Raw genomic sequence first — 25,878 nt, 5'->3', positions numbered from 1 at the left:
GTGGAGTTGCTCCCCGCCCGCAACGCCTCGCAAGCTCGGCTTGCGTGGCGGGCGGGTGCCAACTGCTTGCCTTGCCGAAGTCCCGACGAAGTCGGGACGAAGGCAGGAGCTACTTGGGCAAATTATTTCTTCATCTTTTCAATGGCCATTTCCCATTCTGAAAATTTGGGATTTTCCGGATTCAGGGCGCGAAATTCTTCAAAAATCCGCTGCGCCTGCTCTTTGTTGCCTAATATTATACTATTTTCTATCAGGAAGTCAAGGGTTTTCGGGTTCTTCGGCTCTATCTCCCTGGCTTCAAAGAGCGTGGACTGCGCATTCGAGCGATCGTCCAGAGCGGCATAGGTTTTGGCAAGCGATAAGTAATATTTTACGACTGAATCATTTCTCGCGATGGCGATAAGATAATATTCCTTAGCGTCTTTATATCGGTTCTCTGAAAACGCGATGTCCCCCAGAGTCTCGTACACGCGGTCGTCGGCCTTGCCGAGTTTTATTAAAAAATCCAAAGACTGCTTGGCTTCGTCAAACTGTTTTGTTTCAATATAGACTTTTCCAAGCCCCCAATACGCTTCGGGATTACGGCCGTCGATTCCGATGGCTTCAATGTATTTTTCTTCAGCCTCGGCCATTTTCCCCTGATCAAATAACGATTCCGCTTCGCTCACGATGGCACCAATCTGCGATGCGGGTGCGGATACCGGACGCGACGCCTTTGAGGCACGGCGTTCCATGGCATACTTTTTTTCAAGAACCTTGGCACGCTTGTAAATATTTTCCAAAAATACACCAACTCCCCTTTTTATTTCCGAAGCGACCGAAATAATTGGCTCGCTACGCTCCTTGGTTTTTCTCGCGACCCGGCGCCAGATAATATCTTCCTTTATCTTTGCCTGTTTTTCATGAATCATTGTATCGACGTCGATAATTGCAAGATGCGAAAATTTACGGAATATGATCACCGCGATAACGACAACCGCGATCACTAAGACAATTAAACAAATCCAATAAATCATACTTAATAATTTATACAGCCATCGATGATACTGATTAGGCTTTCTGTCCGAGAACTTGCTGACCCGACGAGCACGCCGCTCACGATTTCCTTTTCCAGAAAGCCTTCAAGATTTGCGGCATCGACGCTGCCTCCGTAAATAATTTGAAAATGCAGATTAAATTCCGATTCGGAATAATTATCAATAATGGTCTGCCTGATTGACATATGCGAACTTTCGACGTCATCGGCGGCGACGGCCTGGCCGGAACCGATTGCCCAAACCGGCTCATACGCAATAATAATACGCTCACTGCCCTTGAGGTCAAGGATGCCGAGCGATTCGGTTACCTGACGACGCACCACTTCGTCGCGACGTCCGGCTCGCCTTTCCTCCGCAGTTTCGCCGACGCAGACCACCGGGATCAGACCGTATTCCAGAGCGAGTTTGATGCGCTCATGGATTTCGAGATCGGTCTCGTGATAATGTACTCTCCGTTCCGAATGACCAAGAATAACAAACTCGCAGCCGAATTCCTTAAGCGTGATTGGCGAGACTTCGCCGGTAAAGGGTCCGCGGTCGCGCCAGTTCATGTTCTGCGCACCAAGTTTCATTTTTCCAGAGCCGCCGATAATTTTCGCAACCGACGGAATTGCCGTAAATGTCGGGCAAAAAACGAGCTCGGGCATGTCTTTTTGTTTTTTTACGAATTTCAAAACCTCTCTCACGATTTCTTCGGATTCAAAAACGGATAAATATGTTTTCCAGTTGGCTATTATTATTTTATTGTTCATACTATACTTTAAAATATTTTGTAATATCCGAGGGACGGTGGTATGGTCCGATTATCGCGATGCCGGCGCGGCGCCAGTCAAATATCCGGGCCGCGACCCGCACGATATCCGCGCCAGAAACGCGCTGAATTTCCCGAAGTTTTTCCTGCGGAGTCTTGATGCGTTTCATGAGCAGGGCTTGCTTACCATAGAAATCGGCCTGATTCGCCGAATCTTCAAGCGCGAGCTCAAACTTGCCGCGTACCGTGTCCTTAGCGCGGCGGACCTCTTCGGCCGTGGGGCCGAATTTTTTAAATTTTTCGATTTCCGCAATCAATATGGAAGCGGCTTTGACAAGGCGCGACGTATCCAGCCCGGCGCGGATTGAAAAAATACCGGCGTCCTCATAACAATCAACCGATGAATTGACGTAGTACGCCAGGCCCTCACGTTCACGGATCGCAATAAAAAGACGCGAGCTCATGGTGCCGCCGAGGATAACGCTCCCGAGCGTGAGCGCGGACAAATCACGGTGGTCATGCGGCAGCCCCGGAAATCCCAGGGCGAGATGAATCTGTTTGGTTTTTTTGTGCTGGATGCGGCAGCGCAAGAACGCAGATTTTGTTAATCCGTAAAAATTTTTAAAACGGAGCGGTTTGAGCTTAGTTTTTACGCCAAGATTTTCAAAAATCTTTTTGACCCGAGGCGCAGCGCCGGCAATATCGCCGGCCGCGATGACCACGGTGTTGCGCGGCGCGTAGAACCGGTCGCGATACGCGATAACTTCGCCGCGTTTCATGCGCGTGATACTCTCGCGGGTTCCGGCGATGTCCCGGCCGAGCGTATTCCCGGGAAACATGGCTTCTTCCAAAAGAGAATCAAGGCGCATATTAGGATTATCTTCGTACATGTTGATCTCTTCAATGATAACACCTTTTTCGCGAGCGTATTCCTGTTCATCAAATTTTGAATTCCAGAGCATGTCGGACAAAACATCCAGGGCAAGCGGCAGATGGCGCGAACTTGCCTTAACGTAATAGCCGGTCCAGTCTTTTGAAGTCATGGCGTTGTATTCGGCGCCGATGCCATCAAGCTCGCGCGAGATATCAAGCGTAGTCGGCCGACGCGCCGTACCTTTGAACATCAGATGTTCGATGAAATGAGAGGCGCCGGCGAGATTCGGAGTTTCGTAGCGCGAACCGACGCGGCATAAAACAAAAACCGTAACCGCGCTCGTACCGGCCACCGGCACCGAAAGAAACCGGATGCCGTTTTTTAATTTTGATAATTTATACATTGAGTTTTTCTGCGAGATAATCCGCGAGATCACCTATTTTGATTCTCTCCTGCTCCATGGTATCGCGGTCGCGGACCGTCACGGACTTGTCCTCGAGCGAATCAAAATCAAAGGTAATACAGTAGGGGGTGCCGATTTCATCCTGGCGGCGGTAACGCCGGCCGATTGAACCGGTTTCATCATACTGAACCATCCAGTGACGAGCAAGCTCCTCGTAAATCTTTCGACACGGCGAGGCCAGCTCCTCTTTTTTTGAAAGCGGCAATACGGCGACTTTAATCGGCGACAGCCTTTTATCAAGCCTCAATACGACTTCTTCTTCTTTGGCGCTTTCGGTGGTGGTGGTACGTCCACCCTCAACCACGCTATAGGCATCAATCAAAAATGCCAGGGTGGCGCGATCGGCTCCGGCCGAGGTCTCGACAACGTGGGGAAAATATTTTTCCTTAGTCTCTTCGTTGAAATACCGCAGGTCCTTACCGCTATGTTTGGAATGATTTGAAAGATCCCAGTCCCCGCGGTCATGAATGCCCTCGAGTTCATCGAGACCAAAAGGAAATTCGTATTCAATATCGAAAGCCGCGCTTGAATAGTGGGCCAATTCTTCTTTTTTCTGTTCGTAAAATTTTAAGTTCTTCTTATTCATTCCATAATCAAGATACCATTGCATCCGAGCATCTTTCCAGCGTTTAAAGTGCCCCGCTTTTTCTTTGGGATTCACAAAATATTGCATTTCCATCTGCTCAAATTCGCGCATGCGGAAGATAAAATTTCCGGGTGTGATTTCATTGCGAAATGATTTTCCGATCTGGGCGATGCCGAACGGCAGTTTTAGCCGCATTGATTCGCGCACATTTTCAAAATTAACGTAAATCCCCTGACAAGTTTCTCCACGCAGATATGCCACCGAGGCGGTATCCTCAACTGGCCCGATGAATGTTTTTACCAGAAGATTGAACGGTTTTGCCCCCCCCAGCTCTCCACCGCATTCCGGACATGACTTGGGATTTTCGATCTTGTCGGGCCGGAAGCGCTTATGGCATTTTTTGCATTCCGCCATGGGGTCGGTGAATCCGGAACCCATATGCCCCGAAGCTTCCCATACTTTGGGCGACATCAGGATCGAGGCATCAAGACCGACAATGTCAGGGTTCTCCTGCACCATGGACCTCCACCAGGCGCGCTTGATGTTATTTTTCAACTCGACGCCGAGCGGGCCGTAATCGTAACAGCTCGCGAATCCGCCGTAGATTTCGGATGACTGAAAAATAAATCCGCGCCGCTTGCAGAATGCCACAATTTTTTCCATTGAATTTAATTCTTTTTTTGCCATATTTAAATTGTCATTATTTCTTTTTCTTTCTCCTCGGTCATTTTGTCAATCTCCGAATTGAATCCGCCGACATATTTATCCAGGTCCTCCTGCGCGCGAAAACGCTCGTCTTCGCTGATTTCCTTGGCCTCCTCGGCCTGGATGATCGCGTTTTTTACTTTTTCGCGGATGCCGCGCAAGCTGACGCGCGACTGCTCGCTTTTTTGCTTCAGAATCTTCACCATCTCCTTGCGGTTTTCTTCGGTCATGAGCGGCATACTCAAACGGACGATAGTTCCGTCAACCACGGGGTTGATGCCGATGTTCGCTTCGGTAATTCCCTTTTCAACATCCTTGAGAATACTTTTGTCCCAGGGATCGATGACAATTGTTTTTGGATCCGGAATCGTGATTGAAGCGAGCCCTTTTATTTCCATCATGGAGCCGTACGCCTTGATCTGAATATTTTCCACAAGCGCCGGGTTGGCGCGGCCGGTGCGTAGCGAGCTGATATCGGTCCTGAAATGCTCGATTACTTTTTTGAATTCCTCCTCGTTCTTTAAAATTATTGCAATCATATAATTACTTTTTAATAACCCTGCTTCGCGACCTCTTTCACGCCAAGATAGATGACCTTGTTATTTTCCGAATCAACAATTATCGCAGACGCGGCGCGCTCGGCGGCCGGAACTTTCTTGGTAATCCAACTCGCGCCCCCGTCAATTGATTTATAGATCGTACTGGCGGTAGTGTAATAAATTTCATTTCCTTCGCGCGGATTTAGCGCGATTGAAGTAATCGTCGCCTCACTGGGCGGGGTAAGCAGATCAATGGCCGACCAGGTATTGCCGCCATCCAGCGTGCGGATAAGCCCGTATTTGGTCACGATAATTACAGTATTTTGCGACGTCCTGTCCGCGGCGACAAAATAAACGTCTTTAGAATTTTTAAATTCCTTGAGAACCTCGTCAAAATTATTCCAGCTCGCACCGCCGTCCGAGCTCTTCCAAAATCCCTTATTTTCCGTGGCCGCGTAAAGCATGCGCGAATCAAATGGATCAACCATAAAATCATTAATCGCGCCGTCGAAGCGGTACACCGGCGACCAGCTCGCACCGGCATCCTGGCTCTTGATGAGATCTCCCTCCGAGGTCGCGGCGTAAACCACGGCGGTGTTATACCAGTCAACTTCAACATCCGTAATGTTCACGCTCGCGCGGGTTTCATAATACGCCTGTTCAAAGGTGCGGTTGCAGTCAATACTGCGGTAAACTTTATTGCGGCTCGCCGCGTATATTTCGCATTTATTCTCGGGATTGATGGTCACGCTGGAAACTGAACCCGTATCCAGCTGTTTTGCCGATTTCCATGTCTCGGCGCCGTCGTACGTATAAAGAAGTCCGTCGGCGGCCGTGCCGGCATAAATTGCAAGATGATCGGATGGATCGATCGCCAGGGTCTGCACGCTGATTTGCCCGATCTTGCCCACGCCCTCGGCGGTTGGATAAGACACTTTCTGCTCCCAGGTCTCACCCTGGTCTGCGGTTTTCCAGACCCCCCCGGTCTCACCCGATGATGTTCCGGAAATCTTAATGCAGCCCAATCCGGCAAGGGCGAATAGAGATGTAATCGCAATTATCGGCAGAATTTTTTTCATAATGCGCTGATTAATTTTTTTATTTAAAATTCAAGCAATAAATTTTCTAAAACTAATTTGATATTCGCGTTCTGACTGATCGCCTCATCGGCGGCTTCAATACTCCGCAAAAATCCCGAGACCCGAGGCGCGCCGTAGTCTGCCTGCCAGGCCTGGATTTCGCTGCGCGCCCAAGAATTTATCATGAGATCCGGACAATCCAGCGCCAAGAGCAAAGCGTCGCGCATGATCCCGCGCCAGAGAGAAATAACGCCTTTTATTTCTTTGGCAATTTCTTCGCGGTCACCGCGCGCCGGAACCAGACGATCGATGTAGTCAAACCGGCGCCAGACCGGCTCGCGGGTAATCCGCAAAAAATCTAAAATTCCGTTTTTATATTCTTCAAGCAACTTTTTGTCTTCCAGCAGGCGCAGGGCTTTTCCCGGCGAACCGGCCGCGAGGCGCGCGAGGAGCTCGGCTTCATCCCGCTCGGCGCCGCGCTCGCGCAGGGCGTCGTAAATAATTTTTTCCGGCACGGCGCGGAACTGAATAATTTGGCAGCGGGAGGCAATGGTCGCCGGCAGGCGGGCAACATCGTCGGCAAGCAGGATGATAATCGTCTTTCCGGCCGGCTCTTCCAGGGTTTTGAGCAAGGCGTTTGCCGCCTCAATACTCAGGTGTCCGGCTTCGCGGATAAGCGCGACTTTGTAAGTATTGAGAAACGAGGTCAGGGAAAGTTTGTCGCGCAAATCGCGGATCTGCTCAATGCTGATTAATTTCTTGAGCTTTTTGCTTTTTTCGTCAATTTCGCGTTCAATCACCGCGACGTCCGGATGATTTTCCAAAGTATGGCGCTCCCCGCCTTCGTGGCCCTGATGCAGGATTTTTTCCAGCCACCAGCGCGCCGCGGATTCCTTGCCCACGTCCTCGGGACCGAGAAAAAGATACGCATGAGAGAGCCGGCCGGAGTTCAGGGATTTTTCCAAAAAACTCAAAATTTGCTCATGGCCAATTACCGAAAGCCTTCTTCCTAATTTTTTGGCCTCCTTGATTTCAGCCTTGGCTAATTTCCGCATAATTTTGTTTTCAAATTATATCAATTTTAAGACTGATTATCAAATGATAATTTAGCCAGTCTAAGCCAAAAAGGCTCAACACAGCCAAGAAATGCCCATTTTACTCTTGACAAATCCTACAAAACGTGGTATGATGAAATGGTTATTTAAAATGACAAATTGAGGAGAGAGAAACGATAAGCTTAGGCGTATTTTACGCACAAAAGCCCGGTTAGTGTTTGAGTTCTCCTCGAATATTTACCGGACTTTTTTGTTCTAATATCAACATCCTGGCGGATCACGCAAGTGGTCAATCAAGATGTTCCTAAAAATAAAACCCCTTACCCAACCGGATGGTTGGCTAGAAAGAAGGAGATGGCGCAATGAAGAAGAGGATGGTTCGCATAAACGGCAAGTCCGTGCTCGTTTTCTACGATCCCAAGGCCCAGGCGATCTGCGGCTGCGGTCGGGTCGTGGGCAAGGACGAGATGACGTGGGTCAAGGGACCCCCGAGCACCGAGGTCTGCCCAATCTGCTACGTCAGCCACTACCTGAATGGCGTAGAGAAGGCGGACTTCAGGACCGAGGACGAGCTCGCGGAAGACATCGCAGCTTCGGACTTCCTCCACGAGGTCGTGGGCCCGATCGCCGAGGAGGACCTGTACCGAGTGGCGTGCCTGCCGGTCGCCCTGTTCCAGGACGCCGAGCGGGCCGCCGACTCGCTGCGGGCCAAGGCCGCCTACTCCCCAACCGACCAGGATGCCGAAGGTATGATCACTCAGTTCCTCATCATGTGCGAACGCGATGAGGAACACATCGACGTCGAAAATCTCCACGTGGTCAACGTCCTTGAGGAGTCGGCCGATGACCCGATGGCATTCCTCGATCAGCTTGCCATGCAAGAACGCGACTAGCCCCTTGGTCTGAAAGAACCAGAAAAATCTTTCACTTGAGCTGAACCTTTTCAGCTCAACATCCTGGCGGATCACGCAAGTGGTCAATCAAGATGTTCCTAAGATTTCAACAAGGAGGTTGCTCATGCTCAACGCTCGAGAGATAAAAGTGATCGCTAACTACGTAGAACTCGACGGAACGAAGAGACACATAGCGCTGGATGTGCAGTTCCAGCCCGATGGGAATGTGGCGAGTGCTCTAACGGCCTACCTGGCCAAGGAGTACGACGGCAAGTTCGTCAGCTACATCGTCATCACCCCGTCGGCATGGTGAGAGATGCTCCTTCAACATTTTCTTGGCTGAATCTAATTCAGCCAACACCCGAGCTGATAAAAAATTTGTCGGTCCAGGTGTTCCTAAACAACGCAACAAGTCCTCCGACGGTGTCGGAGGCGGGAGGATGAGATGAGGAATATCGTAATACTGTTCGTGGCCGCGATGCTCATGGGATGCTACGGAACGGATAGGGTCGACGGCGATCCGATCGAGTGCTCAACCGACTGCGACGACGGTGACCCGTGCACCAGCGATGTGTGCGACTCCGTGGCCGAGTGCCAGCACTTCGCGATTCCGGATTGTCTGGAATGCGACGAAGACTCGGACTGCATGGACGAAGATCCGTGCACTATAGGTAGCTGCGAGAGCGGCGCGTGCGTACAGACACCGAGCGAGGACCCCCTCTGCTCCCCGTCCTGCGAGAGTCACCTGGACTGCGACGACGGCGATCTGTGCACCATGGACGTGTGCGGCTTCGACGGCGCGTGCGTCCATGACCAGATCGACCGCGTCCTGATATTCTTTGACGAAGACGGCGACGGGTTCGGCGGAGTGGACAGCACCAGCACTTCTCTACACTGTCCGGCCACCGAGATGCCCCCGGGGTACGTGACGAATGGCGACGACTGCAACGATCATCGCGCCGACATCCATCCGGGCGCTGAAGAAGTATGCGACCTCATCCACGACAACGACTGTGACGGCGAGATCGACGAGGGTGTGTGCGAACACAACTGCCCAGGCGAATCGGGCTTTTGCCCATTCGAGGACGGGGTTCCCGAAGGCCAGGTGGCGATCGGCCTCGAGCTGATCTACTCATGCGTTCCCGAATCCCCCACGCTGTGGTATATGGAGAGTCCGGATGAATACTTGCTTTCCTTTGCCACAACCAATCTGGAACCGGGTGATACGATCGAACGGTTGGCCGTGCATCAGACGCGCGGCGAAACACCGATCCCGATAAGCGGAGGCCCCGCAGGAATTGTCGCAATCCTTTGGGCGCATGGCGTCAGAGACGGCATGTCGGTAGATGCCTTTCTCGGAAACGTAGCCCAAGAAGATGATGGCGGTTTCGTTTTCGAGAATATAACGATGCCGGAAATCGACAATCCATACCTGAAGGTAAGGATCTATATAGGTCTTTATAGCGGCGAAGTCCAGTTCGGGCTTCTGAACCTCAACGACTTGCGGGTCGCAGGCAAGACCACAACCTCGGAACGCTGCACGCCCGAACCCCAACTCGGCCCCCATTACTTCTCGGTCTGCCCGGATCACGATCGAGACGATTATGAGGCAGATTGGTGCGGCGGCAGCGATGACAACGACTGGGACCCGTTCGTTCACTAGCTCCTTCCGAGGTATTCTCGAGCGCGCCTCGACATTCTGTCAAAAAGCGCTCACAATCCTTATGCTAATAAATTGTTTGTTAATATAAGAATTGGGTGCCGGTCCTCTTTTGCGCGTAATGCAAAATGAGGACTTTTTTAATTTTAAATTATAATTCAATTTTAAATTATAAATTCAAAATTCTTCAAACAAGCAGCGACGCGACATTTTGTTATTAAAAATTTAGAAATTGGGGCTTGAATTAAAATTTAAAATTTACAACTTAAAATTGCCCGCAGCTTTGCTGCGGGCTGGCAGTCTCTTGACAAAAGTGCCAAAATGTGATATTATATGGGCATGTTGTGCTAGTGCTACGATGCTCTCGGACTTCGATCAGCCAAGGAGGACAAGAGGACATGAGCGGATTCAGGTAAAAGGCGTGGCCTAAGGAGCCACAAAACACGATCTAGACACGATCAAGCCCCCATCAGTCACCTGGTGTCTTTCCATGCCGTGGGAAGACAAGTGGTGAGGCGGAAAGCTGTCCTGGTCTGAAATGAACCAATAAATCATTTCAAGTGCTTAATTTCCTGACAGATCCCTTCTGGGTCTGTTTTCGTTTTATACAAGTCCACAATCATCTACTACAATACAAAAACGCCCCGGCACTACGAGATATACCAAGGCATTCTTATCTTTCTCCTCTACGCGTGATTAATCTGTCAATCGCTTGACAAAATTTTCACAATGGTGTAGATAAGTAGGATTTGCGAGATTGGCCCTCAATCCCCTCCCGTAATATTTTTACTTCAAACTTATTTACACAACCCTGAAAATATTATTTTCGCAACGAACCTTGAACATTAGTACGCTCTGCGGAATTTGTCAAGAGTTGCTGACAGAATTATCTAAAATTCAAATCAATTTACCGATTTACGAACAAAAAATGCGGACAAGATGTCCGCTTTTTTAACACATCCCCCCCTCCATTGACAAGCGTGAAATCTTGTGATATAGTGGCCGGTTCCCCTTGTGGGGTAAACCGGATATTGGCGATTCGCGGCCAAGAACAAAACCAATTATAAGGTCCAAATCATCAATGCAGGCCAGTTAATTCTAAACCGTGCTCAAGGAGGAATATCATGCCAAGTCTATCGCGCAAACTCGTGCTCACGGAAAACAGAATGATGGCAAGCGTACTGAAGCAGCCAATCAGCGAGTTTTTCCGAGAAGCAAAGTCACTTTCCAGGGTTCCACACGGATCCGAGGGAGAGCGGCTGGCGAGTAAGTGCGATGACGTACTGCTTTGTCCGGAGTTTGCCGCTCTCCCAAGGGAGAATGCAAACAACATGCCGGGCAGGGCACGCGGTGCCTCTGCGACCGAAGTAAACAAAATCGCGCTCATGGAGAGCGCGTTTCAGGCGGCGGACGATCCGGTCCTCAAGGGCTGGAAGACGCCATACATGCGCCGCTGGCGCAAGTCCGCGGTCCGGCACTGCAATTGCGGCTGGGGTGGCTAACGATGCCGCATATAACGTAAACGGCAAGCTTTCAAGCCTTAACATAAAGTTCAGAAGAAAAATTCGGGAGGAATCTCAATAAATTGGGGGATATGCACGGCACCACCGGTACTCGGTCGGTGTCTTTTTTTATAATTTTTCGCCAATATTCATCTCCCAAAGCATGCTGAACATGGCCCGAAGCATTTGATTGATTTCCGCACTTTCAATTATTACGCCGATCATGGTGCCGCGATAAGTTAGGAACGCGGACTTGTTTGCGTACATCCCGATCTCTCCCGGGAAAAAAAATTTTCCTCTTTCCAAGAATCTGATGCCAGAAAACACTTTAAACTTTTCTAATATTTCTTGTTCCAGCGGACCGGAGGTTAAAATGCAGCGATAGTTTAATTTACTTTTAAAAAATTTTTTATTCTGCTCATCAAACTCATGGCCAGAAAATATTCTTTTGAATTCATCCATATCAAGTATGTTATCCATATAATCAGTTCCCGATTCCTGAATATCTTGTTTTATGGAGATGATGCCTTCGTAGCCCTCAAATAATCTGATGCGCGGCTTGTTTTCGGCGCCAGCGCAAATGGCGAGAAGATCGGGCATGATTGACTTAAGCGCGCTTTGTCTTTCTTCAATTTCCTGCTCCGCGGATTTCAGAGAGTTAAAAAGCCGGTTGGGTTCTTCTGGCGCGAAAAGCCGTTTTTTCCCCTGCTCGTATGAGCTCATGAGCCCGCGCCGGATGAGCGACTCAATCATCACGTAAGTGGTGGCGCGGTTGACGCCGGATTTTTTGGCAATCTCCTGCACGGCCTCGGGCCCGAGTTCAAGCGCGGCGAGGTAGACGCGCGCTTCCTTGTCCGAGAGTCCGAGCTTGTTCAATGTTTTTTCAAGTTTCATATTTTTAAATATTTAATCCGGCGGCATAGCCTTCGTAGACCGCTTCAAGAATACGCCGCGGTTCCACGGCGTCGCCGACAACCACGATTTCGGACGCGGCTCCGACGAGCAATTTTTCGAGATCATTAACCGATTTTGAGCCGAGGCAAAGCACCAGACTCTCGCCACCGATTTCATCGCGTTTGCCCTGCCTACCGGCCCGCTTCGCCACAGCTTCAGCGAGGCGAGCAGGCAGGCCTTCGCGCTCAATCACAATACCGTCTTTTTTTATTTCAAGAATTTTTGTTTTTGTAAAAATTTCAACGCCAAGTTTTTCCAAACGGGCGCGCAGCTGAACGCCGTCCGCAAATCCAAGATCGCTGACAATCGCCTCTCTCATTTCCACAATTTTCACTTTATGTCCGCGCTCGACCAAATATTCGGCTACCTCGGCGCCGACACAGCCGCCGCCAGCGACGATAACACTATTTCCAACTCTGACCTGGCCGGAAAGAACATCGCGCGGCGACATCACGTTCGGCAGATTTACTCCCGGAATCGGAGGAAGGGCACACTCCGAGCCGGTGGCGATAATAATCGCGTCGGGTTTGACCTCGGCGACAAGTTCGGGCGTCACTTCGGTATTGAAATTTTCCTCAATGCCGAGTTCGTGTATTTGAGCGATAAAATCCTTAACCAGCCAGGCGATGCCCTCGCGATGCGGCGGTTTCTGCGCAAAAAGCAAAGCGCCGCCAAGTTCGCTTCCTTGTTCATAAATCGCAACTCCATGTCCGCGTTTCTTGGCGACAATCGCGGCCTGCATGCCCGCCGGACCGCCGCCGATCACCATGATTTTTTTTAAATCAGCCGCCGGGGTAACCGCGAATTCGCGTTCGCGCCCGAAAAGCGGATTGACCACGCACTGAGTATCAAGCCCGGCAAACAGCCGGTCAATGCATCCCTGGTTGCAGGCAATGCACCGCTGAATCTCATCGGCGCGGCCATCGCGCACCTTGTTCGGCCATTCCGGATCGGCCATAAGCTCCCGGCCGAGGGCAACCATATCGGCCTGGCCGTTCGCAATAATTTCTTCAGCGAGTTCGGGGGTGTTGATTTTTCCGACCGCGATTACCGGCAGCCTGGTTGATTTCTTCACCTGTTCGGCGAGATATACCAGCGCTCCGGTCGGCGCGGCCATGGTCGGAATCATGAGTCCCTCGGCAAAGCTTCCGTAATTGCCGACGGAAATGTGCACCGCGTCAATGCCGAGTTTTTCCAGCTCTTTGACGATTTTTTTCGTGTCGTCAATGGTGAGACCGCCGGGAACGCGCTCCTCACCCGAAAGCCGCACGGTCACGGGATAATCCGGGCCAACCGCAGCTCTAATTTTTTTAATGATATTTTTTAAAAATGCCATGCGGCCTTCAAGATCGCCGCCGTACGCGTCTTTTCTTTTGTTTGAATACGCGGATAAAAATTGCGTAATGAGATAACCGTGCGCACCGTGCACTTCAACAAAATCAAATCCCGCTCCCTTGGCGCGCAGGGCGGCCGCGGCGAAGGCGTTTTCAATTTCGGAAATTTCCTCGGCCGAGAGTTCGCGCGGCATTTCCCGCTGAACCGGGCACGGGATGGGCGAAGGCGCGACCGGCGGCTGGCTGATAGTTTTTGAGTTTGTCTGGCGGCCGGCATGATATAGCTGCGGCCCGATTGCCGCGCCATATTGATGCGCGGCATCAACTAATTTTTTTAGTCCCGGAACCAAGGCATCATTATCGATGCCCATCTGATAAGTAAAGCCGCGACCCTCGGGCGAAACATAGATCGCCTCAAGAATCAGCATGGCCGTACCGCCGCGAGCGAGGGCGGCATAATGATCCACCAATCGGTCGGTCACCTCGCCGCGTTCGGTTGCCCAGTTTCGCACCATGGGTGGCAGGACCAAACGATTTTTTAATTTGAGCGAGCCGATCATTATCGGCTCAAAAAGATTTTTAAACGCCATATTTAAAAATGTTTTCTTTAATTTATTGCTGGGCGTGGTGCGCGGCCGCTTCCCACGCGAGCTCAAACCAGGTTTTCATTGCGGCAATAATGGCAGGATGCTCAATCGCGATAACCGCCGGCTTGCCCTGAAAGCTGAAAATGGCGGCGAAATTATCCGCAATCCAGATTTCGGCGGGAAAATTAAATTTTTCAAACGGCAGGCGGCGCAATTCCTGGCATTTTTCATATCCGTCGGGCAGATATTCGGTTGTATATTTTTTTGAAGTGTAGATTGTCCGTCCGGTAATTTTCTTGGCGATCATGTTCTCACGATATTCGGTGAACTCGTAGGGATCAATATGTTCAAACGCCGCATCCAGGCAGGCGATGCTGTCAATGTTTTTGACATCTTTTTCAAAAACCTCCCGCTGGATAACCTCAATGCCTTCAATGCCGTCAAGGAAACGGATGAGCGGCTTATCGCCTAAGCCGTTGAATATCGCCATGAGTTCAGGCATAGCGCGGTGCACCCTGGCCTTCACATCCTGGATTTCTCTTTCGCGGGATTCCAAAAATCTTATGATATTCGCCGGATTTTCCGCGGCAAAAAGCCGGCCCCGTTCCCCGTCCACCTGGGTAACCAAGCCGTATCCCTTTAGGGATTCAAGGATGACATAGCACGTGACACGGTTGACGCCGGCAACGCGCGAAATCTCCTGCGCCGAGCGCGGACCGCTCTGGAGCGAAGAAAGGTAGACCTTAATTTCTTTTTGGCTTAAGCCAAATTTTTGCAACTCCTGTTCAATCATATTGAAATTATGTCAACATTATAACACAAAAAATCCCCTTGCGGGGAGGCGGCGGAGAATCTAGAATCTAGAAGCTAGAATCTAGAATTTGATTTCAAAATTTCCAAAGTCTGACGGGCGGTACGAGCCCAGGAAAAATTTTGGCAGCGGGCCAAGCCGGCGGCGCGGAGACAGCCGCGCAACTCCTGATTGTTCAGAATATTTTCCATGCCCGCGATGAGCGAATCCGCACTCTCGGTTTCAAAATACAACGCCGCATCGGCCGCAACTTCGGGAATGGACCCGGCGCGCGACGCGAGAATCGGCGTGCCGCAGGCCATTGCTTCAATGAGCGGGATGCCGAAGCCTTCGTAACGGCTCGGAAAAACAAACGCCGCCGCGCCGTTGTAAAAATACGGGATACTATCCTCCCCCACCCAGCCGGTTTGGATTACCCATTGTTCAAGATTGAATTTTTTTATATTTTCCTGAATTTTTTCATAATCAAATCCCGGCCGACCGACCAGAACGAGCGAGTGCGAGTCGTTTTGATTCTTTTGCTTAAAGCGTCCGAAGGCTTCAATAAGCAGCGGAATATTTTTTTTGCGCTCCAGGCGGCCGATATAAAAAATATACGGCGTTTTGATTCTATGCTTCAGTAAAACTTTTTCCACCTCGGCCGGCTCAATAACCCGATAGCGTTCGGCATCGTAGCCCAGATGCGTAACAAAGATTTTTTCCGCCGGAGCGCCATAAAGCTCAACGAGTTCGTTTTTTGAAAAATTTGAAACCGTGATAATTTTCGCGGCATGGCGGATGATGAATTTCGCGGACCAACGGTGGTACCAGAGATCGGCGCGGGAATAAAGCTCGGGAAATCTTTCAAAACCAACGTCATGCAGAGTGACCACCGTATTCTTGACATGAATAATTGGCATGGCATGCGCGGGTATAAAAACCGCATCCGGCGAATTTACGAGCATCTCGAGCGACAGGCGGCCCTGGGTCCAAAACTTCGGAATCGGCCAGCCGAGCCGCTTCTCGCGCCAGTTCGCATTGGGCATTATCTCAAGGCCGGAACGGAGAGGATCATTTGTATATAAAATAAACCGATCCGAAGGATCGGCGATTTTTTTAATTTCCTGAATCACGTGGTAACCGTACCATTCGGTGCCGGTTTTTTGCGGCCGGTTCGGACGAGCCGCCTCAATCCCAATGATCATAATAAATTTTTATCCGGAAAAAATAGAACGCTTGTAGGATTCAAGATTTTCAAGCGCGATGCCGGTGCCCTTTGCCACGCAGAGCTGGGGCTCATCCGCTACGTAGGCGGACACGCCGGTTGCTTCGCGGAAAAGTTGGCCAAGATTGCGAAGCAGGGCTGAACCGCCGGTCAAAATCATGCCCTTGTCCATGACATCGGCCGAAAGTTCGGGCGGGGTTTTTTGCAAAACGTCTTTGATGGCGTCAATGATACCGTCAAGTTCATTTTGAATCGCATCGGTAATATCGTCCGAAGTGATGGTGATGATGCGCGGCAATCCGGTCATCATGTCGCGGCCTTTTACTTCCATGGTCAATTTATTTTCCATATACATGGCCGAGCCAATATTGATTTTTACTTCTTCGGCCGTGCGCTCGCCGATGGCGAGACCGTATTTGCGGCGTACGTGCTCCATGATGGCGAGATCGAACTTCGTGCCGCCGATGCGCACCGATTCAGAAGCCACGATTCCGCCCAAAGAGATTACGGCAATCTCGGCGGTGCCGCCGCCGATGTCAACAACCATGTGGCCGGACGCGCTGCCAATCGGAATATCGGCGCCGATGGCCGCGACAATCGGTTCTTTGATGATGTAGGCCGCTTTGGCGCCGGCGGCGATGGCCGCGTCAATCACGGCGCGGCGCTCGGTTGAGGTAATGCCGCCCGGAACCGCGACCATAACCTCGGGACGAAAAAGACGCATGCCACCCAGCGCCTTGTTAATGAAATATTTAAGCATCGCTTCGGTAGTGCGATAATCGGCAATTACGCCGTCTTTCAAGGGACGGCGCGCAATGATTGAATCCGGCGTGCGGCCGAGCATGTCTTTCGCTTCGCGACCCACGGCCAGAACTTTTTTATCAATCGTGGAAATCGCAACAACCGACGGCTCATTCAAAATGATGCCGCGTTTTGGAACGTAGACAAGCACGGTTGCTGTTCCGAGATCAATGCCGATTTTTTTAACCCACATAATTTAGAATTTTATATTGACGGTGCGATCGACCCTAAGGTCGGTCTCAAGATTATAACTCCGGTCTCCCCAGTGCGATTCAAGCTCTGCCGGTTCGGCTTGCTTTAAGTTTTTATCAAAATTCAGGGACAAAGTCAAGCCATAAGCCACCGCTCCGGCCTGTTTTTCAACGTAAAGATTATAATCTCCGTTCTTTATCATTGCGCTGACCGACTCGGGCAGTTTGTAGGTGAAGACAAGATCGCCCTGGGCTCCGGGCTCAATGGCGGTGAAGGCGCCAAAAACCGTTTTGCCGAGCTCGTTATATTCGTCCGGCGTGCCGGGCTCAAGACCGGGATTGGCGAGTTTATCATCCCTGAGACTGCCGGTAACGGAAACCAACTCACTTCCCTCGGGCGCGTAGACGCGGGTATAAGTGCGATAACGCGTCGTCTTCCAGCTGAAGCCGGCTGTGTTTTTATAATGAATATTCACCCGGGCCATGAGAGCGCCGTCCTCCTCAAACCAAGATTCGTATTTGATTTGACGCTCAACGTACGGATCGGTTTTAAGACTCGCGAGATTGGCGTCAACGACTTTCAGGAAATCTCCGTCAGTCGACCGGACGCGTCCGGCCCAATTTTGGAATTCAAGCGATTCCTGAATATCGGGGTCGTTTTCATAAACAATAATTTCCCGCTCTTCCAGCCCACGTTCTGCCTCGCGTAGAACATCTATCCATTTCACAGCCGGGAGTGAAAATAATTTATCAATTATCTCCGCCGAAAGCAGGCTAATAATTTCTTTTCGCTGACTGCGCGGGGTGCCGTCGGAAAGAAAAGCAACTTCAACCTGATACTCGAGCGAATCAATAAAATTCTCAGAATTAAATGTTTGATTTTCAATCGTAATCGGGCCGATGATAGAAAGAATGTCCGCAACTACGGTCGGGTTCACGGAAATCACGCCGTTAAAATTTATAAGCGGCGCTTCGGGGAGCGGCGAACCGCGGCGGGTGGCAACCCCGCGCGCCTCTTCGGAATAAAACCAAAGAACCTTCTGCGCCGACGCAGCAAAATCCGGCGACCAGTTGGCGTCGCGCATATACCAGTTGTTCACCTTGAGATATTTCACGAGCGGCGGCGGCGGATCCACGCGCAAAAAAGATTCGGCCTGGCGGTCAAGCGCGTACACATCGTGGGTCGAGAGGTCCAGAATTTCACCGTCCGCGACCTTAAATATTCCATAAGTGCCAAGAAATCCGCCAGCCGGCCGGAGCTCGGCGTTGTTGGATAATAGTATAAGATAATTTTTCGGTTCGGGATAACCGGCGAGTTCGGGCAGAATCTTTACGAGCGGCACGGCGAGCGTCAGCTGTTTCTTGAATTCCGGAAGCTTGTCGGCAAACGGCGCGATGGCGTCGCGGAGCGGCTTGGCCAAATCGTCCTGCGGAATACGGCTGAAGCTCGATATGGCGAGGTCGATGCGGACGAGCGCTTCCTGGATGCGCGGACCCGACTCGTATAATTTTTTCAAAATTTCTCTTTTTGTTTCGCGGTCAAGATCAATGAACCGGACGCCGCCGGATATTTCGGGCTTAATGTCCGCCTTGATTTCTTCGGACAATTCAAAAACTTTATAAATTTCTTCACCGACCTCGAGAAGGTCGCCGACCGCTTCGGATGTTTCAACTCCGGTTTCCAAAAGACTGTCCACGGCTTTAATCTGCCTTCCGATCCACGGCATCCAAATAAAAATTTTGAACGGAATAAAGCTCCGGCGCGCCGATATAAAGTGCCCAACCGCGTCGTCGATCTGCTCGCGGGCGCCGTCAAATTTAAGCGCCACGGCGTAATTCTGCGCTTCTTCTAAATTTGCCTTTCCGGCAAGAGCCTCGTTGTAAATATTGTTGGCAAGCAGGGCGTAGGGCACGGCGGCGATTACCAATACAACGATAATAATCAAAAGCACCGCTCCGATATACGGCCACTTCGGCCGGCCGACCCGGACATTACGAACTTCACTCGGAGCCTGCGCGACAAAATTTGTTGGATACTCGTACATTTTTTTATTTTAAATATTTATTCCTTGCCCTTCCACTTCCAGAAATATTTTAACGCGCTTGCCATATGGATGCGGCTTATTTTTTGAAATAATCCCATGAACCACGGCACATCAGCGGACTGACGGATGTGATAATGAAACATTTTTGCACGTGGAAAATATACTACCCTGAATCCGGCTTGATGAAACCGACGGCACCAGTCGGCGTCTTCAAAATACATAAAATATCTTTCGTCAAAATAACCAACGCACTCAACGGCGCTTCGCCGAACCATGATGCAGGCGGCGACGCACCAATCAATCTCGCGCGGAGCGGCATGGTCCCATTCGGCCATAAGATACGAGCGGATCATGCGCTTACCGCGAGGTGTGAGACCGAGCGGCGTGCGGCGATAAAACGGTATGCCGAATGTCGGAAGACGATAGCATGAATACTGAATTGTTTTGTCGGGATTTAGGAGCTGCGGCGCGAGCAAGCCGATTTCGGGATGGGCATCCATTTCTTTTACCATTTCCTCCAGGGTTCCGGGATTCACAATAATGTCCGGATTCACGATCATGGCATAGCGTCCGGTGGCGACGCGCAGGCCGATGTTATTGCCCGCGGCAAAGCCGGCGTTGCGGCTGGACTGAATAAATTTTACTTGCGGGAACTGCTCGCGAAGCATTCTCCCAATGCCGTCGTGAGAATTGTTATCAACGACAATAATTTCATACTCAAGTTTCGGCGCAGCTGCAACAATGCTTTTAATGCACTGGCGCGCCAAACCGGAACTTTTGTAATTTAGGATGATTATACTGACGTCCATATTTTTACTTGAACCATTTTCTTATCTCCGCCGGGCGCGCCGCGGCCTGCCTGCTCGCCTCGCTGAAGCTATGGCGAAGCGGGCCGGTAGGCATGGCGCGGGAAAGGATGAATTTTCTCTTACGGAGCGCGTCCGGAAGCTTCACGGAAAGTTTAAAAAGCCCTTTCCAGAAAACCCGAGGCTCAAGAAAAAATAAATAAATATTTTTTTTAAGCTCGTAGGCAATAATCCACGGGAGGCGCAGGATGATATTGCGGATATGCGCGTTTTTTATAATCGTCAGGTAATGATTGACGTACGAATTTAATTTGACAATCATCGAGCGGCTCTTACGGCTGCGCCAGGTCTCCATCCATCCGGCGCGTTCGGCCGAGTAGGCGCCGCGGTAATGATGAGCGATCGCTTCGGGAACATACAGGCTCCCCCATCCCGCCAAGCGCAAACGCCAGGCAAGATCGACATCCTCTTTATACGCAAAATAATTTTCATCAAAAAACTCATCTTTATATCTCACACTCGCGAGTGCCGAAGCGCGCAGCATCATAATCGCCCCGGATACACCGAAAACCTCCCTCTCGGCATCATACTGCCCCTGATCGCGCTCACCAGCCCCCCTGTCCACGAAACGGTGCGATCTAAAGCACCGGAGGCCAGTGGAATCGAGCGTATCCGACTTGATGCTGTCTTCGATATTATCTTCAGCTGTAGCAAAAAACGCCTTAAACAACTTTCCGCCAAAACTCGCCGCGCGCGGCGCCGTCTCGGCGACGGAAATCATTTTTTCCAAAAAATCCTTACGCAAAATAATATCTTGATTAGTAACGAGAATGAAACTATTTTCCAAATCCTGATTCTGCCATCGGTTCAGCACCAAGCGGATTCCCTGATTGTGGCCATGCGCGAAACCGAGGTTGCGCATATTCCGTAGAAGCGTAATTCCGGTAAAATTATCGCGGATATATTCAACCGTGCCGTCGGTTGAACCATTATCAATTATCACTATTTCAATATCCTGGAATGTCTGATTAGAAATCGACTCAAGCGCCTCGGGAAGATAGCGCATGCCGTTCCAGGTGACAATATTTATGGATATTCGAGCCATATTATCTTTTTTTCTGAGTAACGTTAAATCCGAGGCGGAAGCGGCCGCCGAGCATGAGTCGCGTCTGCGCGTCAATCGCTGGTAGGGAACCAAACAGGGTAATAGTAATAGGAAGGAGAACCCACTGCAGAATCATGATTAAATACCGGTGGCGCGGATAAAACTTGGGTCGTGGCGGAAGCAGGACCAGGCTAAGAATCGCCGAAACAAAAACGCCGATCGTAGCGATGCGCATCAGGGTCTCAAGGGTGTACGGCGCGTTCTGAAACAGGGCGCTGGTCGCGGCCTGCTCGCGGCCGACAATGAGCGGCAAATAACCAAGCACAAAAATCAAAATTGGCGCCACGGCCCAAGTATACATTCCCTCAATGTGATTCCAGAGAAATTTAATCTTGGTGCGAAGCGGCATGAGCCGGTCGCGCCGGAATTTCATAAAAAGATATGGCAGATGCTCAACTCCCCATGCCCAACGCCGCTGCTGTTTATAAAGATTCGCAAGCGCCTCCCAGAAGCTAGCTCCGGAAACCGCATCCATGGAAACCGGCAAAAAAATCGGCACCACGCGATAATCGCCATGATACTGGGTGAGTCCCTGCAGAAATATACGCGAATCTTCGGTGACAATATCCTTCTGCCAAAAACCAACATCCACAAGCATTTTAAAACTCATACTGTGCGACGCGAACGTCCATAGCCGATCCGGCCGCGCAAGCTCGCCCAGGAGCCAGAAGGTCGTGCCGAAAGACGAAACGCGGACGATTGAACGCGCTTCCCAGATATTGTTACCAAAAAGCGCAACCGGCTGAAATGACGAACGGGTCGGAGCCGGCGTGGTCATATATAAATATGTAAGGCAGGCAAAATACTGCGGATGCGTGACGGTATCAACGTCAAATGACGAAACGATGATATTCTCGTACGCCAGGCCGCTATCATCGATGAACTTCTTAACCTCGCGACCCATGCAGTTGAGATTCGATCCCTTGCCCGGCACCTCATCGTCCGCGAGCGCATGCACTGTAATAATCATCTTGTGGAATCTCGCGGCATATTTTTCCTGGATAATCCGCGCGCGCGCCAAAAAATTCTCGCGCTCGCGGGCCTCGCCGCCCAGAATAACCACAAACCGATCAAGCGGATAATTTACTTCGCAGAGGGCGCTAAACGTATTTTCCAAAACCTCCAACGGCTCTTCATACGTGGGCAAGAAAATAAAATGATAGTATTTATCCCAGGATTCTTTATTACCAAGCCGGCTGACCCAGTCAATTTTAATATCTCGGCGATACCGCCTCCATGAGGTAAGAAGATAAAAAATGAAATATAAAAGCCTAAGCACCCAGAATAAATCAAAAAGAATAATGAAATATATAACCCAAAGCGGACGCGTAAAGGAAAATATCAGGCCCAAGATCAAAGTGAGCCAGACGAGCGCGCCGGGAAACATTTCCAGCAATTTTTTTTCGATTTTTTCGCTCATGGCCGATGTTTTATTTTCAGTTTGCGGGATTTTGGCCGGGTAATATTCGGTTTGGCCGAATAGACCGGCCGGGCCGGGACAAATCCCGATTTTCCGCGAAGCGCCCGCACACCCTCGGTGACGTCCGGTGCGGTGATAACCGCGACCGGGATATCCATGAAAAATCCGATTGTGTTCGCAACCGATGCAGCAGTGCGCGTTTGAGTAAACGAACGGCCGCCAGCGAGCGCGATGCCGGCGAGTTCCGCGACAAGCACTTTATTTTTTTTAAAAAATTTATCAATGATACCGAGCAGGTCCTCGGCCGGTGCATCAAAGCCCTCGCGCATTAAAAAAAGAGGTCCTGTCGCTTCGGGCTTCCCCAGCGCGAGCCCGAACCCTTTTTCCGGTGTCATGTCAATGAAAAGAAACATATTTAGCTAACTTCCAGTTTATCAATGAGAACAATCTTGGGACCCTCGAGTATGGAGAAAAGAAATTTATCCGTGAGTTGACGGCGATAATTAAATTCTTTGAGCGTCATGGCGGTATAATTGATTTCTTCGCCCAAAGATTTTTCAAACTTTTTGATGAGGCGGGCGAGCTTTTCACCGCTGATTCGTCCGACAATAAACACGTCAATCGGCATATCCTCGCGCCCGAGGAATGAACCGGTGAGCGCCAAATAACTGATCGTGCCAAGTTCATCAATTTTTCTTTGCAGATCACGCTGGAGCAGGAGTTGGGATTTTAAAATCAAGGCCTGCAATTCCTGATACAGAACAAAATCTTTATTCACGCGGTAAAATCGCTTGGCGGTTTTGGGGAGCGCCCTACCTTCGGCATCCTGCATCTCGGTGGAGGTAAGCAAACCGACATCCTCCAGATTGCGCAATTCGCGCCGTACCGAATTGATCTGGGACTGGATTTTCCGGGTAATTTCGCGGACAAAAAAAGACTTGTCCGAATTGCGCAAAAACAAATTTAGCAGGCGCGCCCGGGTATGTGAACCAAAGAGTTGTTCAAGCATATTCGTTGACCTTTTCTAAAAATAACCATTGTTGTATAATACAGTATAATACTCACGAATCCCTATGTCAAAGAAGCCGGAGATACTCATAAACGAGCTTTTCCTAGAAAGCGCAACGAACCGCCAATGCATTAACCGCGTTTTTAATTTTGAAATTCCACCGGGTGCGGCGCATGAAGGCGGATCTATTTTTGGCATTATTAAAATCGACTCCATCCATCCAGCCTACGAACGTTTGACCGAAAACTTTATCGACGGCATTGAAAAATTTTATCAGGAAGAGCATGGCATTGACTTTGGCGCGGAGTTTGAAAAATCCCTACAGGCGACCAATAAAAATATCACGGATTTTATCTCCAAAGAATCCAATCCGGTGGATCTTAAGAAATTGAATATCTTAATCGCCGCTTGCTCCGGCACGGACCTTTCGTTCTCCGCGATCGGCCAGAATAAAATGATGTTTTTCCAGAAGCAGGATGGCAAAGGTTACCGCGTTTTTGATCTTACGAAGAACGTTCAATCCGATCCGGATAATTTTAATCCCGTTAAAATTTTTGAAAATGTAATGTACGGCTCCATCCAAAGCGGGGATGCCATAATAATCTCAAACTCCGAACTGGCCGAAGCCTTCCCCGAAGAACGGCTGTTGCCGATTGTAACCGCGAAAAAACCGGTCGAATCCGTCGAATATCTGCGCAATGAACTTTTGCACGGCAGTCTGCGCGGCGGATATACGGCCATTATCATCCAGCATTATGAAGAACTTATCCCGGTCGGCACCGAAGCGGCGGCACCGAAGAATTTCCGAGGTTCGCTTGAGCATCTTAAGGCGACTACCGCGGAAACCGACCGATATCTTTTAGGCGGCGGCACTGGGTTTGCCTCAAAGATTTGGGCTGGGCTCACTGCGGTAATTTCACGACTGATACCAATACGCGGCCCGAAATATGAGGAAAAAATCGCTCCAACCCCGCGCGAACTCCCCCGGAGCATTGCCAAATTCTTTATTTGGATCGGTGCCATCACGCTCCGCGCAATCGGCATCACCGGCCGCTTCTTCAAAAACTTATTTTTTATCATTACGAACTTCCACGGCAAACGCGCCGAAACCATCGCGAGCTATAAGAGCGATGCCCAGGAAACCGGAGACCGCTCGGTCGGCTGGTTCAGCCATCTCGGCAAGAAAAATAAATCGGTTTTTATCATCGCCCTTATCCTGGTGCTACTTTTTGCATGGAGCCTGATTTATCTCAACTATCGGAAACATGCACGCGAAGACGAGGCGGTTTATAATAATAAAGTGATTGAGATCACTCAAATAAAAGACGAGGCCGAGAGTACCCTGATCTACGGCGACGAGGAACGCACGCGTGAGCTTGTGAGCCAAGCGCTATCCGCAATCCAGTCGCTACCGGAAGCAAAGCGCGATCAGCGCGAAATCAAACAGGGACTTCTCGCCCAAATTGATATTTTACGCCAAGAGCTCCGCCATGAAGTCATTCCAAACGATTTAGAGAAAGTCGCCGACATGCCGCTCAGCGCCGAAGGCCAGACGATTAACTTTCGTTATCTCCTGCGAAACGCCGATAAAACTTTGATTCTTTCCGGGGCAAAAGAACTTTATGTCTGGCGCGACGACGCGAATGCCTGGCAGGAAGTTGACTGGGAAAATGCGGATATACAAAGCATTACCGCGATTTACAAATCCGGCGATAATTCATATTTGGTTTTCGACCAGCGCCCAGGGGCTTCGGAAATTGACGTGGCCGGACTTTCGTGGAGGGACGTTCCCCTCGCCGCCGCGGCCGAACAAAAGAGCTTTATTGACGCGGCCGGCTGGAATTCAAATATTTATGTCTTGGACACCACGGCGAACCAAATATTTAAGCAGCACCGCTCGCCCGATTCCGGGCTCGCGGCCGGCGCGGCCTGGATTAAAACTGCGAATGTCAATCTTTCGGACGCAGTCGCCATTACGATTGACGGCTCGATTTACGCCCTGAAATCAAATGGTGAAATTTATAAATTCTATACCGGTGAAAAACAATCCTGGTCGGCTACGACCATTGATCCCGCGCTGACGGGCGCGACGCAAATTTGGACGACCGAGGGTACGGACAATATATTTATTCTTGACCCGGCCGGAAAACGTGTTGTAGTACTGGCCAAGGACGGTAAACTCAAAACTCAATACCTCCTGAACGACCTGCAGAATATAAAAAGTTTTTACATCGATCGCACGGCACGCCAAATCTGGGTGCTGGCCGACAACGGCGTCTGGAATTTCGGATTCAGCGAATAAAAAAGAACGGCCCACGATATCGCGGCCGTTCTTTTTTTATTTTGAATTTTATGCTACCCTCTTCATAGCCACCTTGGCTGGGTTTGAGCTAGTTCATTCCGGGTG

The 25,878-nt window shown here is 50.2% G+C and carries 23 protein-coding genes; 5 read left to right on the top strand and 18 right to left on the bottom strand.

Annotated elements, in window-relative coordinates:
• Positions 1 to 122: 122 nt before the first annotated feature.
• Genes PHW53_02870 through PHW53_02840 form a run of 7 tightly spaced genes read right to left on the bottom strand, consistent with a single transcriptional unit; the run spans position 123 to position 7,089 of the window.
• The gene (locus tag PHW53_02870) at positions 123 to 1,016 is read right to left on the bottom strand and encodes a tetratricopeptide repeat protein (protein ID MDD4995380.1); all 894 of its coding nucleotides are present in this window, start codon (positions 1,014 to 1,016) and stop codon (positions 123 to 125) included.
• A 2-nt stretch (positions 1,017 to 1,018) separates the two neighbouring features.
• Positions 1,019 to 1,789 carry a triose-phosphate isomerase gene (gene tpiA / locus PHW53_02865; protein ID MDD4995379.1) on the bottom strand — a complete coding sequence of 257 codons (771 nt, stop codon included), beginning with the start codon at positions 1,787 to 1,789 and terminating at the stop codon, positions 1,019 to 1,021.
• A gap of 1 nt (position 1,790) precedes the next feature.
• The gene (locus PHW53_02860) at positions 1,791 to 3,065 is read right to left on the bottom strand and encodes a pitrilysin family protein (GenBank protein ID MDD4995378.1); all 1,275 of its coding nucleotides are present in this window, start codon (positions 3,063 to 3,065) and stop codon (positions 1,791 to 1,793) included.
• Positions 3,058 to 4,398: a glycine--tRNA ligase gene (locus tag PHW53_02855; GenBank protein MDD4995377.1), complete on the bottom strand. Its 1,341-nt coding sequence runs from the start codon at positions 4,396 to 4,398 to the stop codon at positions 3,058 to 3,060. Before PHW53_02855 ends, PHW53_02860 begins: the two co-directional genes overlap by 8 nt.
• 2 nt (positions 4,399 to 4,400) lie before the next feature.
• Complete coding sequence (gene frr / locus PHW53_02850; GenBank protein MDD4995376.1) at positions 4,401 to 4,955, bottom strand: ribosome recycling factor; 555 nt, start codon at positions 4,953 to 4,955, stop codon at positions 4,401 to 4,403.
• A gap of 11 nt (positions 4,956 to 4,966) precedes the next feature.
• Positions 4,967 to 6,034: a YCF48-related protein gene (locus PHW53_02845; protein MDD4995375.1), complete on the bottom strand. Its 1,068-nt coding sequence runs from the start codon at positions 6,032 to 6,034 to the stop codon at positions 4,967 to 4,969.
• A gap of 23 nt (positions 6,035 to 6,057) precedes the next feature.
• Positions 6,058 to 7,089 (bottom strand): hypothetical protein, encoded by a 1,032-nt coding sequence (locus tag PHW53_02840; GenBank protein MDD4995374.1) that lies wholly within the window; start codon positions 7,087 to 7,089, stop codon positions 6,058 to 6,060.
• A gap of 362 nt (positions 7,090 to 7,451) precedes the next feature.
• Here PHW53_02840 and PHW53_02835 point away from each other — a divergent pair, with 362 nt between their 5' ends.
• From PHW53_02835 to PHW53_02820, 4 genes are all read left to right on the top strand, one after another.
• Positions 7,452 to 7,982, top strand: coding sequence for a hypothetical protein (locus tag PHW53_02835; protein ID MDD4995373.1), 531 nt, complete (start codon positions 7,452 to 7,454; stop codon positions 7,980 to 7,982).
• A 124-nt stretch (positions 7,983 to 8,106) separates the two neighbouring features.
• A complete protein-coding gene (locus PHW53_02830) occupies positions 8,107 to 8,295 on the top strand; it encodes a hypothetical protein (protein MDD4995372.1) in 189 nt (62 codons plus the stop codon).
• A gap of 132 nt (positions 8,296 to 8,427) precedes the next feature.
• A complete protein-coding gene (locus PHW53_02825) occupies positions 8,428 to 9,645 on the top strand; it encodes a putative metal-binding motif-containing protein (protein MDD4995371.1) in 1,218 nt (405 codons plus the stop codon).
• Positions 9,646 to 10,766: 1,121 nt separating this feature from the next.
• On the top strand, positions 10,767 to 11,144 hold the full coding sequence (locus tag PHW53_02820; protein ID MDD4995370.1) for a hypothetical protein: 378 nt from the start codon (positions 10,767 to 10,769) through the stop codon (positions 11,142 to 11,144).
• Between the two features lie 129 nt (positions 11,145 to 11,273).
• Here the strand turns inward: PHW53_02820 and PHW53_02815 are convergent, their stop codons facing one another.
• The 11 genes from PHW53_02815 to PHW53_02765 form a co-directional block, all read right to left on the bottom strand.
• Positions 11,274 to 12,038: a helix-turn-helix domain-containing protein gene (locus tag PHW53_02815; GenBank protein MDD4995369.1), complete on the bottom strand. Its 765-nt coding sequence runs from the start codon at positions 12,036 to 12,038 to the stop codon at positions 11,274 to 11,276.
• A 4-nt stretch (positions 12,039 to 12,042) separates the two neighbouring features.
• Positions 12,043 to 14,022, bottom strand: a complete 1,980-nt coding sequence (locus PHW53_02810) for an FAD-dependent oxidoreductase (protein ID MDD4995368.1) — start codon at positions 14,020 to 14,022, stop codon at positions 12,043 to 12,045.
• Positions 14,023 to 14,044: 22 nt separating this feature from the next.
• Complete coding sequence (locus tag PHW53_02805) at positions 14,045 to 14,812, bottom strand: helix-turn-helix domain-containing protein (GenBank protein MDD4995367.1); 768 nt, start codon at positions 14,810 to 14,812, stop codon at positions 14,045 to 14,047.
• 74 nt (positions 14,813 to 14,886) lie between these two features.
• Positions 14,887 to 16,014: a glycosyltransferase family 1 protein gene (locus PHW53_02800; protein ID MDD4995366.1), complete on the bottom strand. Its 1,128-nt coding sequence runs from the start codon at positions 16,012 to 16,014 to the stop codon at positions 14,887 to 14,889.
• 9 nt (positions 16,015 to 16,023) lie between these two features.
• Entirely contained in the window at positions 16,024 to 17,028 is a 1,005-nt protein-coding gene (locus tag PHW53_02795) for a rod shape-determining protein (GenBank protein MDD4995365.1), read from the bottom strand.
• 3 nt (positions 17,029 to 17,031) lie between these two features.
• Positions 17,032 to 19,071 carry a DUF4012 domain-containing protein gene (locus tag PHW53_02790; GenBank protein MDD4995364.1) on the bottom strand — a complete coding sequence of 680 codons (2,040 nt, stop codon included), beginning with the start codon at positions 19,069 to 19,071 and terminating at the stop codon, positions 17,032 to 17,034.
• 17 nt (positions 19,072 to 19,088) lie between these two features.
• The gene (locus PHW53_02785) at positions 19,089 to 19,880 is read right to left on the bottom strand and encodes a glycosyltransferase family 2 protein (GenBank protein ID MDD4995363.1); all 792 of its coding nucleotides are present in this window, start codon (positions 19,878 to 19,880) and stop codon (positions 19,089 to 19,091) included.
• A 4-nt stretch (positions 19,881 to 19,884) separates the two neighbouring features.
• Entirely contained in the window at positions 19,885 to 20,982 is a 1,098-nt protein-coding gene (locus tag PHW53_02780; protein ID MDD4995362.1) for a glycosyltransferase family 2 protein, read from the bottom strand.
• Position 20,983: 1 nt separating this feature from the next.
• Positions 20,984 to 22,462 carry a hypothetical protein gene (locus PHW53_02775; GenBank protein MDD4995361.1) on the bottom strand — a complete coding sequence of 493 codons (1,479 nt, stop codon included), beginning with the start codon at positions 22,460 to 22,462 and terminating at the stop codon, positions 20,984 to 20,986.
• The gene (locus PHW53_02770) at positions 22,459 to 22,875 is read right to left on the bottom strand and encodes a hypothetical protein (GenBank protein MDD4995360.1); all 417 of its coding nucleotides are present in this window, start codon (positions 22,873 to 22,875) and stop codon (positions 22,459 to 22,461) included. Before PHW53_02770 ends, PHW53_02775 begins: the two co-directional genes overlap by 4 nt.
• Before the next feature lie 2 nt (positions 22,876 to 22,877).
• Positions 22,878 to 23,471 (bottom strand): hypothetical protein, encoded by a 594-nt coding sequence (locus PHW53_02765; GenBank protein MDD4995359.1) that lies wholly within the window; start codon positions 23,469 to 23,471, stop codon positions 22,878 to 22,880.
• A gap of 64 nt (positions 23,472 to 23,535) precedes the next feature.
• On the opposite strand from PHW53_02765, the gene PHW53_02760 reads away from it, so the two are divergent.
• Positions 23,536 to 25,773: a hypothetical protein gene (locus tag PHW53_02760; GenBank protein ID MDD4995358.1), complete on the top strand. Its 2,238-nt coding sequence runs from the start codon at positions 23,536 to 23,538 to the stop codon at positions 25,771 to 25,773.
• The last annotated feature ends 105 nt before the right edge of the window (positions 25,774 to 25,878 follow it).

Source organism: Patescibacteria group bacterium (assembly GCA_028710985.1).
Classification (GTDB): Bacteria; Patescibacteriota; Patescibacteriia; order JAHJFT01; family JAHJFT01; genus JAQTTB01.
The sequence above is the reverse complement of the archived record's forward strand: the minus strand, read 5'-3'. Positions and strand labels throughout refer to the sequence as shown.